Here is a 16,292-nt window from a genome sequence, read left to right as displayed (position 1 = left end):
CTTACCCAGAGCGCTCGTCGCGTAAACCCGCCGTAACAATTCGTGCCCGTTTTGCACGGTTTCAAAGGACGGTGGGGGTGCCGCGCGCGGTGGCATAGTCGACGGGGTGATGCCCACTTTCGACGACATCGAGGCCGCCGCCGCGCGGATCGAGGGCCGGGTTCGCCCGGTGACGGTTGCACCCGCTGGACCTGGGGATTCCCCGCTCTGGTTCGCGCTGGAGTTCTTGCAGTTCACCGGGACTTTCAAGGCGCGTGGCGCGCAGAACTTCCTGCGCGCCGCCGGAGAGTTGCCCGCCGCCGGTGTGACGATCGCCTCAGGCGGCAATGCGGGACTCGCGTGCGCGTGGTCGGCGCGGGAAGCGGGCGTGCCCGCGACCGTGTTTCTGCCCGAATCGGCGCCGCCGGTCAAAATCCGTCGACTTCGTGACTTGGGCGCCGATGTACGACTGATCGGTCCCGAGTACAAGCAGGCGCTGGCCGCGTGCCAGGAGTTCGCGGCGGACACCGGGGCGCTGTTCTCGCACGCCTACGATCACCCGCTCATCGCGGCGGGCGCGGGCACGCTCATGCGCGAGATCCAGCAGCGCGTGCCCGATCTGGACACGGTGGTCGTCGCGGTGGGCGGCGGTGGACTGTTCACCGGAACCGCGGTCGCCGCACAGCATTTCGGCATCCGCACCGTCGCGGCGGAACCGGTGGGCTGCCGCTCGCTCAACGCCGCGCTCGAGGCGGGCCGTCCGGTGCAGGTGAGCGTCGACTCGATCGCCGCCGATTCGCTCGGCGCACCGAACGTGTCGGAGATGGCGCTGACCGCCGCCCAGCGCCCCGACGTGGTGTCGGTGCTGGTCGCGGACGAGGCGATTCGCGCTGCGCGCCGACAGCTCTGGAACGAGCACCGGATCGCCGTGGAGAACGGTGCCGCGACCGCGCTGGCGGCGCTGCGCGACACCGGTTCCGGTGCGGCCTACCGGCCCGCCGAGGGTGAGCGGGTCTGCGTCATCCTGTGCGGTGCCAACACCGACCCGTCGGACCTGGTGTGAGCGTGCTCAGCGCACCAGTTCGTTCTTGGTGGCGTAGTTGGTCATCGCGGCGTTGAGGCCGCGCATGGCCAGCGTGTAGCCGTACGGGACGTAGCGCTGACCCCAGTGGGCGAGGTGGATGTCGCGGGAGGTGTAGACCCAGTAGCGGTTGCGTTCCACACCGCGGATCACCGCGTCGGCGGCCTGTTCCGGCGTGACGGCATGGCGCAGGAACAGGCCGATAGCCTTGCGCAGCGCGGCGTTGTCGCGGTCGACGCCCGCGATGTCGACGCTGTCGACCATCGGGGTGGCCATCGCCCCGGGAAGTACGAGGCTGACGCCGATCTTGTGCCTGCGTAGGTCGAACCGCAGTACCTCCGACACACCGCGTAGCCCGAACTTCGTGGCGCTGTAGGGCGCGTGCCACGGCAACCCGAACAGTCCGGCCGCCGAGGACACGTTCACCAGATGACCGCCACGCCGCGCGGCGATCATCGGTGGCAGGAACTCCTCGATGACGTGGATGGGGCCCATGAGGTTGATGTCGATGGTGCGCCGCCACTGCTGATGGGTGAGTTTGTCGACGGTGCCCCAGGTGGCGATGCCCGCCACGTTCATCACGATGTCGACGTGCCCGACGGCCTCGAAGGTGTGCGCGGCCAGCCCGACGACGGCCGAATGGTCGCTCACATCGGCGGGATGGGCCAGGTGCACGGTGGCACCGGCGGCGCGCAGTTCCTCGGCGGTGGTGGCCAGCGTGTCGGCGGTGATGTCGGTGAGCACCAGCGACGCGCCCTTGGCGGCGGCCGCGAAGGCGGTTGCCCGGCCGAGACCGCTGGCGGCGCCGGTGATCAAACAGGTCTTCCCGTCGAACTTCGTCATGGCCCCGACCCTACGGTTCGCTCGATGTTCCCGTCTACGACAGGGTATCGATGGTTATGGTCGTCCAGCCGCCGACGTGCAGGCGGCTACCCGCCCGCAACGGCACCGGAACCTGTGGCGACAGCGGTGTCTCGGTGCCGTCGAGGCTGGTCCCGTTGGTCGAGCCGAGGTCGGTGACGGTGAGTGAGCCGTCGGTCCCGACGCGCAGCAGGGCGTGCGCACGCGATACACCCGGGTCGGCCGGGGCGATACCGAGGTCGATCTCGGGCACGATGCCCTGCGAGGCCGAGCGTTTGCCGATCAGGAACTCGCTGCCGCGCAACTCGATCCGGCGTTCGGGGTAGAAACCGGGGAAGGCCACCCGGTCGGCGTCCGGACCTTTGCGGGCTTGCACCCGGTCGTAGAACTCGCGGTCGGCGAAGACCCTGGCCACCCAGACGGTTTCGCGCGCATCGGCGGTACCGCGCAGATCGGCGGCGGGTGAGTCCGTGCGCGGTGGCGGCGGCGCGGGCAGGGCCGAGTCGTATCCGCAGTTCTCACAGAAGCGTCCGCTGGTCGGCACCGAACACGCGGGGCACAGGCGCAGATCGGCCGGGTCGGCTGCCGGGACGCCGGTGAGCGCCGACCCGCACACATCGCAGTAGTCGGTGGCCTGCGTCTGGTGACCGTCCGCGCACACCGCCATGTCAGGAACCCTCCGACCGCAATCGGGTGGTCTTGGTGGAGCGGATGTCGAGCGCGAGTTCGTCGGCGGCCGCGACCTGACCGCGCAGCTTCACCGTTCCGTCCTTCTCGTCGACCTCGACAACGGTGCGAAGCAGTTTGGCGGTCGACTCGTGTCCCGAGGCGGCGGCCAGTTCCACCGCGCGGCGCAATTTCGCTGTGGCCGTGGACAAGTCGCCCTCGCGGCGGGCGGCGAGACCCTCCTGGACAGCCTGGGCGAGTTCGACCTGGCCGGTGTAGTGGGCGACGCGGGTGCTGATCCTGGTCGACAGCGTGGAGTCGGTGGTCCACACCGCGCGGACCAGCCCCTGACCGAGCACGTCCTCGCCCGCGAGCACGCTGAGGCGGGCCGCGAGCTTCTCCCGCCCGGGCGCGGCCGGTTCCAGTTCGATCTGCACGTGGTATTCGCGTTCCTCGGCCGCCCACGACGACAGCGGGTAGTCCCCCACCTGCGCACCGGAATCGGTACGGCGCCCGGTGAGATCCTCCAGCACGGGTGCGACCTGCTTGACCATGCGCACTCGCGCGCCGGCCGGAGTCCACACGCGCAGGGTGAGTTCCGGGATCACCCGGGCCGCCGACGAGCGCATCATGGCGGCGAAATCGGCCGCCAGGTCCTTGGGATCGGCGACGATATCGGCGCCGCCGGACAGCTTCGAGGAGATCTTGTGCAGATCGGCCGCCGCCCAGTCGGCACCGACACCACGGCAGTCGCAGACGAAAAGTCCTTCGGCGCGGTCGAGTTCGGCGGCCAACTGCTCGGGGGTCTCGTGTTCGTTCTTACCGTCGGTGAGCAGGATGGCGTGCGCCTGGGCACCCGGATGCCCGGCGGCGACCTGGCGGGCAAGGGCGAGCCAGGACCCCATGGCGGTGCCGCCGTCGGGCCGCAACCGATCGAGGGCCCGCTTGGCGGCGGTGCGGTGCGTGTGGTCGGCGGGCGCCGACAGCGCGCCGGTGGGGTAGATCATCCGCGCGGACTCGGTGCCCTCGATGATGGCGAAGGCGGTGCCGTCGGGGATCTCGTCGAGCGCGGCGCGAGTGGCGGTGCGCGCGTTCTCGAACTTGCGCTTGTGCCCCATCGACCCGGAGCAGTCGATGATCAGGATCTCGAGCCGGGGCGGCGGGGTGGCGACGGCGGCCAGTTCCGGGCCGGTGCCGACGGTGAGCACCGCGTCGACCACGCTCGCACCCTCGGCGAGGAATTCGTTCTGGTCGACGGCGACCGAAAGGCCTGCGATATCAGGGGAACTCATGACACTCCTGGATCGGGTACAGCGGTGCGCGCGGGCACGGGGGCGAGCGCGACCGTGATGTTGTCGCTGCCGCCGCTGTCGAGCGCGAAGTCGGCCAGGGCGCGTGCCGCGGCCTGCGGGGTGGTCTCGACGGTGAACCCGGCGAGCGCGACCGGATCGGGCAGGTAGTTCCACAGCCCGTCGGTGCACAACAGCAGGGTGCCGGGTTCGGTGACGAGCATGCTCTGCAGGCAGTTCGCCGACCAGGGCGCCTCGCCGCCGTCGGCGCCGAGCCAGCGCAGCAGGGTGTGCGCACGCGGGTCGCGCATGGCGGCATCCTCGTCCATGGCGCCCGCGTCGACGAGGGCCTGGGCCCAGGAGTCGTCGACGCTGAGCCTGCGCGACGCCGTCGGATCGCCCGCGGCGAGCCAGAATGCCCGGCTGTCACCGACATTGGCGACGGTGATCTCGGTGCCCTCGGGGGTGTCGCGCAGGATCGCCGAGACGTAGGTGCACGAGGGCGCGTATTCGGGGGTGCGTGACATGCCGCGCACCGCGGCGACGGCGGTGGCCAGTCCGGCCATCACGGCGTCGGGGGCGGGGCGGCCGTCGGCGAGCGCGGCCAGCACCGCGTCGACGCCGGTGCGGGCGGCGGTGCCGGAGGCGGCCTGGGGGTCCTGGGAGGTCGAGACACCATCGCTGACGACGATCACCCGGACACCGTCACCGTCGCGCACGGCGGCGGCGACCGCGTCCTCGTTGCGGGAGTGGCTGATTCCGCGATCGGTGAGGATGTACACCGGGCCGAGGTCTTCCTCGAAACGGTCCGGAACCGGTTTCGGAGTGCGGCACACCACGCACAGCCCGGCCTCGTAGCGCCGTTCCCCACAGGTGGGGCACTGCGGCACCGTGACCGGATCGTGCACCGGCAGGGCCGCCTTGCGCACCCCGAGTTCGCGACCGCAGCTCTCGCAGTACCGGTATCCCGCCCTGGCCGCGCCCGCGCAGTCCGGGCAGCCCGGCGCGGTCACAGCGTGGTCCTGGGGCGCACGTTGTTGGCCTGATCCACCAGCACGAAGCGGGTCCACATGTCGTCGGCTTCGCGCGCCAATGTCCGCAAGCATCGTTCCAACCCCGTCCGCACTCCCACTTCGGTGAATTCCACATCCAACAGCTTGCCTGGTGCACTCGGCCGCTGTCCCGACCGGATCCAGTTCAGTGCCGCCTCGAGCACGTGCATGCGCACCCGGGCGGTGCGCGCACGCGAGTCGAGGCGCAGGTGCTCGACCCGCTCCCCCGCCTCGCGCAACGCGGCTTCGTCCAGTTCGGCCGGACCACGATCGGCCAGCAGCGTCTCCACGGCACGCACGCGGGCCTCGGTGTACATCGACGAGGTGCGTTCGACCTGGTCGAGCACCCGCACCGCACCGGCGCGGTCGCCGTCGGCGCGGCGCAACCGGGCGGCGCCGAAGGCCGCCGACAGATAGGTGTGGTCCGTGCACCAGACCAGGTCGTAGAGGGCGAGCGCCTCGCGTGGCCGGTCGCCGTGCTCCAGCGCCACGGCGAGGGCGAGCTTGGGCGCGGGTTCGCCGGGCAGCGCCGCGTAGACGGCCTCGAAATCGGCTGCGGCACTGCCGTAGTCGCCCTTCAGCAGGGCGGCCTGAGCGCGGTACCACACCGTGCGCCAGTCGAAATCCAGCTCCAGCCCGGCGAGCCGGGCGAGGGCGGCATCGGCGTCGCCCGCCTCGAGTTCGGCGCGCACGAGGCGCAACGGGATCTCCACCGATTCCCCGGCGCCGGTCACCACCGCGCGCAGGCCCGCGGTGAGTGCCTGCTCGAGTTCGGCGGGGGTCGCGGCGTCGGTGGTGGCCAGCAGCGCGGCGCCGCTGTCGCCCGGGTCGACGAGCGGCGCGGGCAGGGCGGCGACGACTGCGGCGGTTTCCGGTGTGGCGCTTTCGATTCCGAAGACAGCGCGGGCGGGACCGAAGGCGGCCGACATGCCGGGGCGCGGTACACCGTCCTCGGCGGCGAGGACCTCGCGCAGCACACCGGTGAGCTGGTCGGCCATCTCGCTCGTCGAGGCGAACCGGGCCAGCGGATCGGGGTCGGTGGCGCGCAGCAGGAACCGGTACAGCGAATCGTGGCGGGCCAGCAGCGGTTCGGTGTCGGGCGTCGGCAGCGGTCCGAGGCGGCCGTCCACCGAGGGCACCCGCATCATCAGCACCGCGAGCGTGCGGCCCGCCGTGTAGATCTCGGTGGCCACGGTCGGGCCCGTTTCGGCGATCTCGGGCGCCTGGTAGCCGAGGGTGCCGTAGATCGGGGACGTGGTGTCGTCCATGGCGATCACGGCGCCGAGGTCGATGAGTTCGAGGCGTTCCTCGGTCTGCATCACGTTGTCGGGTTTGAAATCGCAGTAGGCCCAGCCGCGCGCGTGCAGATAGCCGAGGGCGGGCAGCATTTCCAGCACATAGGCGATGGCCCTGGCCGGCGGCAGGTAGGCGTTGTGCGCGGCGCGGTAGTCGCGCAGGATCTGTTTGAGCGAGGTGCCGCCCACATAGGCCATCACGATGTAGCCCACCGGTTCGCCGTCGGCGTCGGCGTGTTCGGTGAAGTTGTGGATCTTGACGATATTGGGGTGGTCCACCTCGGCGAGGAAGCGCCGTTCGGCCAGGGCGGCGGCCTGCGCGTCGCTGTCGCCGGTGTCGATCAGGCCCTTGAGCACCACCCAGCGGTCGTTGACGCGGATGTCGGTGGCCAGGTAGATCCAGCCGAGGCCGCCGTGCGCGAGGGCGCCTTCGACCTTGTACTGTCCGCCGACCAGGTCGCCGGGTTGCAGGCGCGGCACGAACGAGTAGCGGGTACCGCAGTGCGGGCAGAAACCGCTGGTGCGTCCCGTGGTTCCGTCGTTGGTGCGGCCGACGGGTTTGTCGCATCGGCCGCAGTAGCGGTCGGATTCGGGGACCTTCGGGTCGGTGAGCACGGCCGACGCGGGATCCACGCGCGGTACCGGCGGCACCTCGACCAGTCCGGCGCCGAGCCGGCCGCGCGCCGCCGATCGGGCCGAGCCCGAGCGGGTGCGTACCGAACGGCTCGAGGCGCGGTTGGCGCTGATGGTCGCCGCCGACGGGCTGTGCACGGGGGCGCTGAGCGGGGCGGGCGCGGTGCCGCAGGTGTCGCAGTAGCCGTCGACGATCGTTCCGCCGCAGCCTGTTTCGGCGCAGAGTCCCGGCGCGGTCACCTTCGGGGCGGCACCGGTCGAGATGCCGCCTGTCGGGGCAGGTGTTCGCCGGACGGCCGTGGTGTGGCCCGAGCGCCGGGGCGAGGTCGGCGCGGCGCCGTGGACGGCGACCGCCACGGGCGCGGTGCCGCAGACGGCGCAGTAGCCGTCCTCGATCACACCGCCGCAACCCGGTTCACTACAGATCATGCTGTCCGCCCCGCTTTCTCCCCGATGATCGAACGATAGTCGGCGACCGCCCGGGTGACGGCGGCCAGATCGCACGGTGTGCGCGTGAGCAGGCCTGCGGCGATGCGGTCGGCGGCGAGCACATCGCGCTCTTCGGCCACACCCAGGCGCGAGGCCTTGGCACGGTAGGCGGCGAGCCTGCCCTGCAGTTCGGCCCGCCGATCGAGCAGACCCTGCGCCAATTCCGTTCGGCGCGCGGTCTTGTCGGCCGCGTCGTCGGCACGTACGCGCAGGGCGAGGAGGTGTTCGACGGTCGAGCGGGTCGGTTCGTCGCCGAGGGTCGACAGCTCGGCGAGCAAGGTCGCGGCCGACGCGCCACCTGGCGGCAGCGGTCCGGTGTGGACCTTGCGTTCGGCGCGGGCGGCGGTGTCGTCGGCGCGACGCTGCAAGTCGGCGAGGTCGATGAGCCGGGCCCGCAGTGTCGCAACGGCAGCGGGGACATCGGTTGCCACCGAAAGGAATTCGGCATTGCGGGCGGTTTCGGTCTCGATCAGCTCGGTGAGCGAGGCCAGTGCCGCGGCGATCTCACCCGGCGCGAAGCCGAGCGGGTCGGTGCCCGCGCGGCGCAGCAGGGCGGCCAAGGGTTCGGTGGCGGCGGCCAAGGCGCCGTTGGCCTGCTCCACCCGCTGCTGCAAGGGCGCGAGGGCGCCGAGTACCCGCCGGTCGACGGCCTCGACCTCCTCGGCGAACGGCGCGACGAACGCGAAGGCGGCGCGCATGCGGTCGAGGCAGTCGGCGATCCCGACGGTCACCACGGTTTCGCTCGGCCCGGTGAGCCCGCGCTGCGCCAACGGCACCGGTACCCGGGCGATTTCGTGCGGACGCCCCCGCAGCAGGTCGGTGAGCCGGGCGCGGGCACGATCATCGATCCGGCCGCGCCCACGCATTGTCTCGGCCTCGGTGAGGATGGCGCGCACGCGGGCGAGGTCGTCGAAGAGCTCGCCGAGCGCCTTCTCCACCGGCGCCCATCGGCGCGCGGTCTCCCCCTCCGGCGGGTAGCGGCGCACCAGGGCGATGCCGGGGTGCCGGTCCAGTTCGAGCAGGGTACTGCTCATCGTCGCCAATTCCGCGGTGCGCCCGGCCAGTTCACGATCGATCTCGGCGGTGCCGAGTATCGGCGAACTCATCCGGCGTACCTGGGCGCGGGTGCGCCGGGTGAGGGGCCGAGCGCCGACAGATGCTGGGCGTAGATCCGTTCCCAGGTGCCGTCGCTGCTGGTCCGTTCGAGCACGCCGTTGACGAAACGCACCAATTCGTCGCTGCCCTTGGGCACACCGACCGCGTAGGCCCCCGAACCGATGGGCGCACCGACGAGTTCGAGGTTGCGGTCCTGGGCGACCAGACCGGACAGGATCGGTTCGTCACCGCTGATCGCGTCGACGGTGCCCTGCTGCAGCGCGACGAGGCAGTCGGTCCAGTTGGTCACGCCGAGCACCGTAGGCGGAGTCGGCAGGGTGAACAGCGGCGCGGCCGCGGTGGTGCCCTTGGTGACGCACACCCGTTTGCCCGCCAGGTCGGCACCGGAGGCGATACCGGCGCCGCGCGGAGCCGCGAAGCGTTGGGCCGCACGGTAGTACACGCTCGAGAAGTCGACGTCGCGGCGGCGTTCGCAGGTGGCGGAGAAGGTGCGCACGATCATGTCGACCTTGCGCTCCTGTAGCAGCTGGATGCGGTCGGCGGCGGTCACCGAACGCAACTCGATGCGGTCGGGGTCGCCGAACAGATCGCGGGCGATCTCGCGGGCCAGGTCGATGTCGAAACCCTCGAGCCGCCCGGTGGACGGATTGCGGAACCCGAACATGTAGGTGTTCTGGTCGACGCCCACGCGCAACCTGCCGTTGGCGACGATCGCGGCCATCGCCGATCCGGCGGGCATCGCCCCCGGTCGCGGCTGGGCACGCGGCGCCAAGGTGGCCTCGGTATCGCAGGATCCGGTGCCCTCCGCGGTCGGTGCCGAGGTGATCGCCTCGGCGCCCGGCAGCGGTGGTGCGACGGCCGTGGCCTCGATCGACGACGGCGCGGGCGCGTCACCACAGCCCGCGAGCAGGACGGCGGTCGCGGCGAGAACCAGCGCGAACCGGGAACGACGAATGCTCACAGGAACTCCTTCAACCGTGGCCACAGGCCCGTGACCACCGCACCGGCCGCGGCGAGCAACAGGAGCAGGGTGCCGAAGGGGCTCAGCGTCAAGGCCGTTCGCGCGTCGTCGACGCCGTCGCGCAGATCGGTGCGTGCCTGGGCCAGTGCGTCGCGCAGTTCGTTGTCGAGGCGGGTGAAGCTCGTGGCCGAGCTCTCGGGGCCGGTACCGATGGCCTGGGTGACCGCGCCCGTGAAGTCGGCCTTCTCGTAGGCGGTGCGCTGGGCGTTGTGCCCGGCGTTCCAATTCGTCAGCGCGCGTGCGGCATCGGAGTCGGCGGCGCCGGCGGCGGCCAGGCGCTGTTCCAGGTCGGCGGTATGGGTGCGGAAGGCCGCCTCGGGTGCGGTGATGTCGCCTCGGGTGATGAGGGCGAGGGTCTCGTCTGTGCGGGCCTGCTGGGCGAGGATGCGCGCGCCCGCCAGGTTCTCCACCCGCGCGCCCGCACCGGAGTCGCCGGTGTCGAGCAGCTGGGCGGCGGTGAGGGTCGAGCCGACGGTCCACAGCAGGGCGAGCGCGGCCGCGGCGGCCGCCAGTGCCACTCCGGGGTTCACCAGGCGGTTGGTGCGGCGCAGCAGGATCACCGAGGCCACCGCGCAGGCGAGCAACACCAGCAGCAGCAGCAGGATCGACGTCAGCGGCAGGGCGCCGATGCGCTGCTGATCGTCACGGACGGCGGCGAAACGGGCCTCGTTGAGCTGCTCGGCGTGCGGCAGCAGGGAGTTCTGCATGAGCTCGGAGGCCTGGCGCAGATAGGCCGAGCCGACCGGGAAGCCCTGACGGTTGTTGGCGCGCGCGGTTTCCACCAGCCCGGTGTAGGTGGGCAGGTCGGCGGCGATGCGGGCCACGATCGCCCTGGTCTTGGCGTCGGTGGCGCCTGCCGTCGCCTCGGCGAGGGCGGCGGCGGCCTCGGCGAGCGCCTGCTCGTAGGTGTCGCGCACCTGCGGTGATTCGATGCCGCCGGACAGGAACGCGGTGGCGGCCCCCGCGTCGGCGGCCGAGAGCGACACGTAGAGGCTCTGCGCGGCGAAGGCCAGTGGTTCGGTGCGATCGAGCACCTGCTCGGACCGGACGATCTTGGCGTCGAGCTGTTGTCCCGCAGCCGATCCCGCGATCAGACAAGCCAGGGCCGTGAGGACGAGGACAACCCCGATAACCCCCGGTGTCGTCGCGGCGAACCGACGCAGCCACGTCCCCGCGTCACGGATGGTCGCCGGTAGGCGAGATCCCACACCGTCCTCCTCACTTCTCCCCGGGCGGTGTCTTCGATCGCGATCCTACGGGAGCCGCGGACAATTCGCCCGCGCCCGGGAAAGGCGCTCGCGCAACCCGATTCACCAGGGAAAAGCGACGGGCCCGCCGCACCTTCCGGTGCGACGGGCCCGAGTGGCCTGCCGGTCAGGCGCTGGCGACCTGCTCGTCGGGTCGGGCGGCCGAGCGGGTCTTGCTGAACCGCAGCACACCGTCCTCGATGGGCGCCTTGTGCATGAGCGTGCGGTCGCGGTAGTAGTTGTTCACCAGCTTCCAGGCACCACGCTTGCCCTGGCGCGGCATCTCACCGTTGCCGCGCTGGATGTAGCCCGAGGTGAGGGCGCCACCCATCAGCGACTCGTCGGCGTAGTCCTCCGGATCGGCGTGCACCTCGAAGGTGCTGTAGCCCCGGTCGCGCATGATGTTGAGCACCCGGCACAGGTAGGCGGCGGCCAGGTCGGCCTTCAGCGTCCAGGAGGCGTTGGTGTAGCCGATGATCATCAGGAAGTTCGGGATGTCGGAGTACAGCACGCTCTTGTAGGCGACCGTCTCGTTCATCTTCACCGGGTTGCCGTCGATGCTCATGGTCGCACCGCCGAGGATCTGGACGTTGAGACCGGTGGCGGTGACGATGATGTCGGCCTCGAGCTCCTGGCCCGACTCGGTCAGGATGCCCTTCTCGGTGAACTTCGCGATGCGGTCGGTGACGATGTCGGCCTTGCCGCTCTTGAGCACCTTGAACAGGTCGCCGTTGGGAACCACGCACAGGCGCTGATCCCACGGGTTGTAGCTGGGGGTGAAGTGGCGCAGATCGACCTTGTTGCCGAGCTGCAGGCGCACCTGGGCCAGCATCAGCTTCTTGGCCAGCTCGGGGTTGGTCCGCGAGAGCTGGAAGCTGGCGCGCTGCAGAGCGATATTGCGGGCGCGGCCGATCTTGTAGGCGATCGAATCGGGCACCCGGGTCTTCTTGAACCCGATGGCGACCGGGTCGTCCGACGGCAGCGCCTGGATCCAGGTGGGCGAGCGCTGCAGCATGGTGACGTGGGCGGCCTTGTCGGCCATCGACGGGATCAGCGTGATGGCGGTGGCGCCGGAACCGATGACCACGACCTTCTTACCGGTGTAGTCGAGGTCCTCGGGCCAGTGCTGCGGGTGCACGATCTGTCCCTGGAAGTCGGCCTCGCCGGGGAACTCGGGCCGGTAGCCCTTGTCGTAGTTGTAGTAGCCGCTGGCGCCGACGACGAAGTTCGCGGTCCAGGTCTCGGTCTCACCGGTGGCCTCGATCAGGGCGGTGACGGTCCACTGCGCGGCGTCGCGGTCGAAGGCCAGGTGCACGACCTTGCGGCCGAAGGTGATGTGGTCGGTGACCCCGTATTCCTTGGCGGTGTCCTCGACGTACTGACGGATGCTCGCGCCGTCGGCCAGCACCTTGGTGCCGATCCAGGGACGGAAACCGAAGCCGAAGGTGAGCATGTCGGAGTCGGACCGGATGCCGGGGTACTTGAACAGGTCCCAGGTGCCACCGATGTTCTCGCGGCGCTCGAGGATCGCGTAGCTGCGTCCGGTCTGCTCGCGAATGAGGTGACAGGCCGTGCCGATTCCGGACAGGCCAGCGCCGATGATCAGTACGTCGACATGCCGCGTCATTGAGGAAACTCGTTTCGTAGGGTCGTCGCCGCCCGGGCACCGTCGCCCGAGCCTGCCACGAGGTTACGTGTTTCGCATGGTTACGTCTAGTTCCGTGCGGCGGGTGGGAGTTGTGCGCACGGTGAGCACAATGCGTGACCTCATCGGATGCGCCGGTCAGCATCGTTGCCATGAGTAAGCAAGCACTGTCGTTCCACTGGTTCCTGCCCACCTACGGCGATTCGCGGGGGTTGGTCGCGGGTGGGCACGGCAGTTTCATGTCCGGTGACCGGCCGGCCACCCTGCGCTATCTCAATCAGCTCACCGCCGCCGCCGAGGACAACGGATTCACCGGCGTGCTCACCCCCACCGGGGCTTGGTGCGAGGACGCTTGGCTCACCACCGCGATGCTGGTGCAGACCAGCGAGACGCTCAAATTCCTGGTCGCCCTGCGGCCCGGCCTCGTCAGCCCCACCCTGGCCGCGCAGATGGCCGCGACCTTCCAGCGCCACTCCGGCGGCCGGTTGCTGCTCAACGTGGTCACCGGCGGTGAACCGAAGGAGCAGCAGGCCTACGGCGATTTCCTCGACAAGGAGCAGCGGTACGCCCGCACCGGAGAATTCCTGCACATCGTGCGTGAACTGTGGCAGTCCACCGAGCCGGTCACCTTCACCGGCGAGCATCTGCGGGTGAACGAGGCGCTGCTCAGCGCGCGACCCGATCCGGTACCGCCGGTGTTCTTCGGTGGGTCGTCCGGTCCCGCGGGTCCGGTCGCGGCACGCTATGCCGACACCTATCTGACCTGGGGCGAACCACTCGACGCGGTCGCGAAGAAGCTGGACTGGATTCGTGGTCTCGCCGCGCTCGAGGGCCGGTCGGTCGACTTCGGGTTGCGCGTGCACGTGATCACCCGCGACACCGCCGCCGAGGCGTGGGCCGAGGCCGACCGGCTGCTCTCGGGCATCGCGCCCGGCGAGATCGAACGGGTGCAGGCGAGCCTGGCCCGCAGCGAGTCCGAGGGACAGCGGCGGATGGCCAGCCTGCACAACGGACGCACCGACAACCTCGAGATCGCCCCGAACCTGTGGGCCGGTGTGGGCCTGGTGCGCGGCGGGGCGGGCACGGCCCTGGTCGGTTCCCACGCGGAGGTGGCCGAACGGCTGCTCGAGTACGCCGCGCTCGGCATCGACCACTTCATCCTCTCCGGTTACCCGCACCTGGAGGAGGCGTACTGGTTCGGTGAGGGTGTGCTGCCGATCCTGGAACGCCAGGGCGTGTGGCGGCATCCGTCCCGGCCCGCCGCCCCACGGGTCGTCACCCCGTTCACCGCAGCGGCCCAGTGAGTCGGCCGGGCGCCTGGATCACCGATTCCGCCTGACCTCCGGCGAAACGCCGTGCCCGGCACCGGGTATCAGGCGCGCGGCTCGCCGAACCATCGTGTGAGGGCTCGGGCGAGGTCGTGGCGGCCGTCGTCGACCCAGGCGACGTGACCGTCGGGACGGAGCAGGACGGCGGGTAGATCGACCATGCCGTCCACGAGGTAATCGACCCGGTCGGCCCAGCCGGTCACCGACAACGCACCGGCCGGGTCGAGGAGCAGGGCACGACCGGCGTGCAGGCGGTCGTAGAGACCGCCGTGCGCGAGTTCGATATCGGGCAAGCGCCTGCCGAGCAGGTCGTGGCCGTCGCCCAGGTCGTAGCGGATGGCGGTGGCGATGATCTTCTCGATCAGGTGCCGGGTGACGCCCTCGAAGTCCATCAGTTCGGACAGGACGCGGCGCACCGCCTGGGCGCCGGGATCGAGCGAGACCAGAGTCATCTGCGCGCGGGTGTTGTCCAGGACGTCGGCGGCCACCGGACGGCGTTCGGCGGCGTAACTGTCGAGCAGCCCTGGTGGCGCCCAGCCGTTGACCTCGGCGGCGAGTTTCCAGCCGAGATTCACCGCGTCCTGGATCCCCAGGTTCAAGCCTTGGCCGCCCAGCGGCGGGTGGATGTGGGCGGCATCGCCTGCGAGCAGGACGCGACCGCGGCGGTAGTCCTCGGCCAAGCGGGTGGCGTCACCGAAGCGCGAGAGCCAGCGCGGTGCGTGCGCGCCGAGGTCGGTGCCCGCCGTGGCGATCAGCCGACCGCGGAATTCGTCGAACGTCGGCGGAACTGTGCGGTCCTCGGCTACTTCGTCGGCGGGCACGACCACGCGATAGAACCCGTCGCCGATCGGCGCGGCACCGAAGCGCAGCTGCGTCCGGCGCACCTCGGCGTTCACGGTGGACACCGTGTCGGACGTCGCGGTCAACCGCATCTCGCCGAGCAGGGTGTCAGCCCGGCTGGGTTCGCCGGGAAAGCCGATGCCGAGCAGCGAGCGCACCATGCTGCGGCCACCGTCGCAACCGACGAGGTAGCGCGCGGCGAGGGTGGAGCCGTCGGCCAGTTCGGCCGTCACCGCATGCTCGGCCTGGGTGAGGCCGACCAGTTCGGTGTCGCGCCGGATCTCGGCACCCAGGGCCACGGCGTGCTCGGTGAGCAGGCGTTCGGTGACGGGCTGCGGGAGGCCGAGTACGAACGGGTAGGTGGTGTCCAGGCCGGTGGGCTGAGGTTTGGCGATGCCGGCGAAATAGCCGCCGAGCGGGTGGCGCGAGCCCAGTGCGAGGAACCGGTCGACCAGGCCTCGCTGGGCGAGTACCTCCAGGCTGCGGGCGTGCAGACCGAGAGCGCGCACGACCGGGGTCGGCGCCGGATCCCGGTCGAGAACAACCACCCGCACGCCCTGCAACCGGAGCTCCCCAGCCAGCATCATCCCGGTCGGACCCGCACCCACGACAATGATGTCGATCATCAATCCACCTCTGTTTCCGCTGGTCACACACTCAGGCAGGCGATTGTGCAGGACGACCGGGGGCTTGTGGCAAGACCCGGGGTGCGCTATATGTTGAGAGTGGCAGGGAGTGGTTCGACCTCCTTGCCATTGTTTTTGTCCGAGCACCTTCCCCTCGCGCGATGTGCGCGGAACCGAGATCGATCGGGCACCCCGCTCACGCTGTGGTAGGCACGATTACGGCCGGAATGTTGCACTCGATGCATGGCTGCTCGCGATGCGAGTAACCGAGGATTCCGCAAGCGCAGCGAGGGCGAATTCGCCCCGACCTGCACGATCACGACGCCCGCCGTACTCGAGGTTATCCGGCTGTCACTGCTTGCCCGCACGCTGTGCACCGCGCATTCCCTCTCCCCCAAGCGATTTCGGCACCGAGTGCAGCGGCGGTTCCACGTGAATCAGGGCTCTACCGGCGGTTTCGCACCGATGCCTGATCGGTCGTCCAGCCCGGCGGCGATACGCTCGGCGACGTGACCATCACCGTCGGCTTCGACCTGGACATGACGCTCATCGACTCGCGGCCGGGTGTGGCCGTGGCGATCGACACGCTCGCGCAGGAGTTCGACCTGCCGATGATCGGCGCGCGTTTCGCCGAGCACCTCGGCCCGCCGCTGGCCACCCTGCTCGGCGACGCGGGCGCACCCGACGACCTCGTCCCACATCTGGTCACCCGGTACCGCGAGCTGTATCCGGATGTCATCGCGAGCATCCCGGCCCTGCCCGGCGCGGGCGACGCGCTCGAAGTCGTCCGGGCGGGCGGCGGGCGGGCCCTCGTCGTCACCGGCAAATACGAACCGCATGCCCGCCTGCATGTGGAACATCTGGGGTGGGATGTGGACCGGGTGGCAGGTGATCTGTGGTCCACCGGGAAGGCCGCGGTACTCCGTGCGGAATCGGCGTCGATCTTCGTCGGCGATCACGCCGGTGACATGCGCGGAGCGAAGGCGGCCGGTGCGTTCGCGGTCGGTGTGACCACCGGCCCCTACGATGCCGACGGACTGCGCGCGGCCGGTGCCGATGTCGTGCTCGACGGCCTCACCGGTTTCGCCGACTGGCTGGCCGGTCACACCGCCGCCTGATCCGCG

General features: G+C 70.5%; 13 protein-coding genes. 3 read left to right on the top strand and 10 right to left on the bottom strand.

Features of this window, described 5'->3' with window-relative positions:
- The first annotated feature begins 109 nt into the window (after positions 1–109).
- Positions 110–1,042, top strand: coding sequence for a threonine/serine dehydratase (locus NI2_RS18185; RefSeq protein ID WP_067492254.1), 933 nt, complete (start codon positions 110–112; stop codon positions 1,040–1,042).
- A gap of 6 nt (positions 1,043–1,048) precedes the next feature.
- On the opposite strand, the gene NI2_RS18180 is transcribed toward NI2_RS18185, so the two are convergent.
- The 9 genes from NI2_RS18180 to NI2_RS18140 all read right to left on the bottom strand — a co-directional run bounded on the left by NI2_RS18180 (position 1,049) and on the right by NI2_RS18140 (position 12,356).
- Complete coding sequence (locus tag NI2_RS18180) at positions 1,049–1,903, bottom strand: SDR family oxidoreductase (protein WP_067492253.1); 855 nt, start codon at positions 1,901–1,903, stop codon at positions 1,049–1,051.
- Between the two features lie 34 nt (positions 1,904–1,937).
- A complete protein-coding gene (locus NI2_RS18175) occupies positions 1,938–2,588 on the bottom strand; it encodes a double zinc ribbon and FHA domain-containing protein (RefSeq protein WP_067492252.1) in 651 nt (216 codons plus the stop codon).
- A 1-nt stretch (position 2,589) separates the two neighbouring features.
- A complete protein-coding gene (locus NI2_RS18170) occupies positions 2,590–3,879 on the bottom strand; it encodes a VWA domain-containing protein (RefSeq protein WP_067492251.1) in 1,290 nt (429 codons plus the stop codon).
- The gene (locus NI2_RS18165; protein WP_243749658.1) at positions 3,876–4,889 is read right to left on the bottom strand and encodes a PP2C family protein-serine/threonine phosphatase; all 1,014 of its coding nucleotides are present in this window, start codon (positions 4,887–4,889) and stop codon (positions 3,876–3,878) included. The genes NI2_RS18170 and NI2_RS18165 overlap by 4 nt, the downstream gene beginning before the upstream one ends.
- Positions 4,886–7,285 carry a serine/threonine-protein kinase gene (locus NI2_RS18160; protein WP_067492249.1) on the bottom strand — a complete coding sequence of 800 codons (2,400 nt, stop codon included), beginning with the start codon at positions 7,283–7,285 and terminating at the stop codon, positions 4,886–4,888. Before NI2_RS18160 ends, NI2_RS18165 begins: the two co-directional genes overlap by 4 nt.
- Complete coding sequence (locus NI2_RS18155; RefSeq protein ID WP_067492248.1) at positions 7,282–8,451, bottom strand: hypothetical protein; 1,170 nt, start codon at positions 8,449–8,451, stop codon at positions 7,282–7,284. The genes NI2_RS18160 and NI2_RS18155 overlap by 4 nt, the downstream gene beginning before the upstream one ends.
- Positions 8,448–9,422, bottom strand: coding sequence for a glutamate ABC transporter substrate-binding protein (locus NI2_RS18150; protein WP_133733759.1), 975 nt, complete (start codon positions 9,420–9,422; stop codon positions 8,448–8,450). The genes NI2_RS18155 and NI2_RS18150 overlap by 4 nt, the downstream gene beginning before the upstream one ends.
- Positions 9,419–10,690 carry a GlnX family signal transduction membrane protein gene (locus NI2_RS18145; protein ID WP_243749659.1) on the bottom strand — a complete coding sequence of 424 codons (1,272 nt, stop codon included), beginning with the start codon at positions 10,688–10,690 and terminating at the stop codon, positions 9,419–9,421. The genes NI2_RS18150 and NI2_RS18145 overlap by 4 nt, the downstream gene beginning before the upstream one ends.
- Before the next feature lie 166 nt (positions 10,691–10,856).
- On the bottom strand, positions 10,857–12,356 hold the full coding sequence (locus tag NI2_RS18140) for a flavin-containing monooxygenase (RefSeq protein ID WP_067492246.1): 1,500 nt from the start codon (positions 12,354–12,356) through the stop codon (positions 10,857–10,859).
- Positions 12,357–12,526: 170 nt separating this feature from the next.
- Here NI2_RS18140 and NI2_RS18135 point away from each other — a divergent pair, with 170 nt between their 5' ends.
- Positions 12,527–13,678: an LLM class flavin-dependent oxidoreductase gene (locus tag NI2_RS18135; RefSeq protein WP_067492245.1), complete on the top strand. Its 1,152-nt coding sequence runs from the start codon at positions 12,527–12,529 to the stop codon at positions 13,676–13,678.
- Positions 13,679–13,746: 68 nt separating this feature from the next.
- Here NI2_RS18135 and rox read toward each other — a convergent pair whose 3' ends face one another.
- Positions 13,747–15,168 (bottom strand): rifampin monooxygenase, encoded by a 1,422-nt coding sequence (rox, locus tag NI2_RS18130; protein ID WP_067492244.1) that lies wholly within the window; start codon positions 15,166–15,168, stop codon positions 13,747–13,749.
- 509 nt (positions 15,169–15,677) lie between these two features.
- On the opposite strand from rox, the gene NI2_RS18125 reads away from it, so the two are divergent.
- Positions 15,678–16,286 (top strand): HAD family hydrolase, encoded by a 609-nt coding sequence (locus NI2_RS18125; protein ID WP_067492243.1) that lies wholly within the window; start codon positions 15,678–15,680, stop codon positions 16,284–16,286.
- Positions 16,287–16,292 lie beyond the last annotated feature (6 nt).

This window comes from Nocardia ignorata NBRC 108230, from assembly GCF_001612905.1.
Lineage (GTDB): Bacteria > Actinomycetota > Actinomycetes > Mycobacteriales > Mycobacteriaceae > Nocardia > Nocardia ignorata.
The sequence above is the reverse complement of the archived record's forward strand: the minus strand, read 5'-3'. Positions and strand labels throughout refer to the sequence as shown.

Coding starts and splice junctions, on each gene's coding strand:
- NI2_RS18185 (WP_067492254.1), top strand. CDS start 110: ATGCCCACTTTCGACGACATCGAGGCCGCCGCCGCGCGGATCGAGGGC.
- NI2_RS18180 (WP_067492253.1), bottom strand. CDS start 1,903: ATGACGAAGTTCGACGGGAAGACCTGTTTGATCACCGGCGCCGCCAGC.
- NI2_RS18175 (WP_067492252.1), bottom strand. CDS start 2,588: ATGGCGGTGTGCGCGGACGGTCACCAGACGCAGGCCACCGACTACTGC.
- NI2_RS18170 (WP_067492251.1), bottom strand. CDS start 3,879: ATGAGTTCCCCTGATATCGCAGGCCTTTCGGTCGCCGTCGACCAGAAC.
- NI2_RS18160 (WP_067492249.1), bottom strand. CDS start 7,285: ATGATCTGTAGTGAACCGGGTTGCGGCGGTGTGATCGAGGACGGCTAC.
- NI2_RS18155 (WP_067492248.1), bottom strand. CDS start 8,451: ATGAGTTCGCCGATACTCGGCACCGCCGAGATCGATCGTGAACTGGCC.
- NI2_RS18140 (WP_067492246.1), bottom strand. CDS start 12,356: ATGACGCGGCATGTCGACGTACTGATCATCGGCGCTGGCCTGTCCGGA.
- NI2_RS18135 (WP_067492245.1), top strand. CDS start 12,527: ATGAGTAAGCAAGCACTGTCGTTCCACTGGTTCCTGCCCACCTACGGC.
- rox (WP_067492244.1), bottom strand. CDS start 15,168: ATGATCGACATCATTGTCGTGGGTGCGGGTCCGACCGGGATGATGCTG.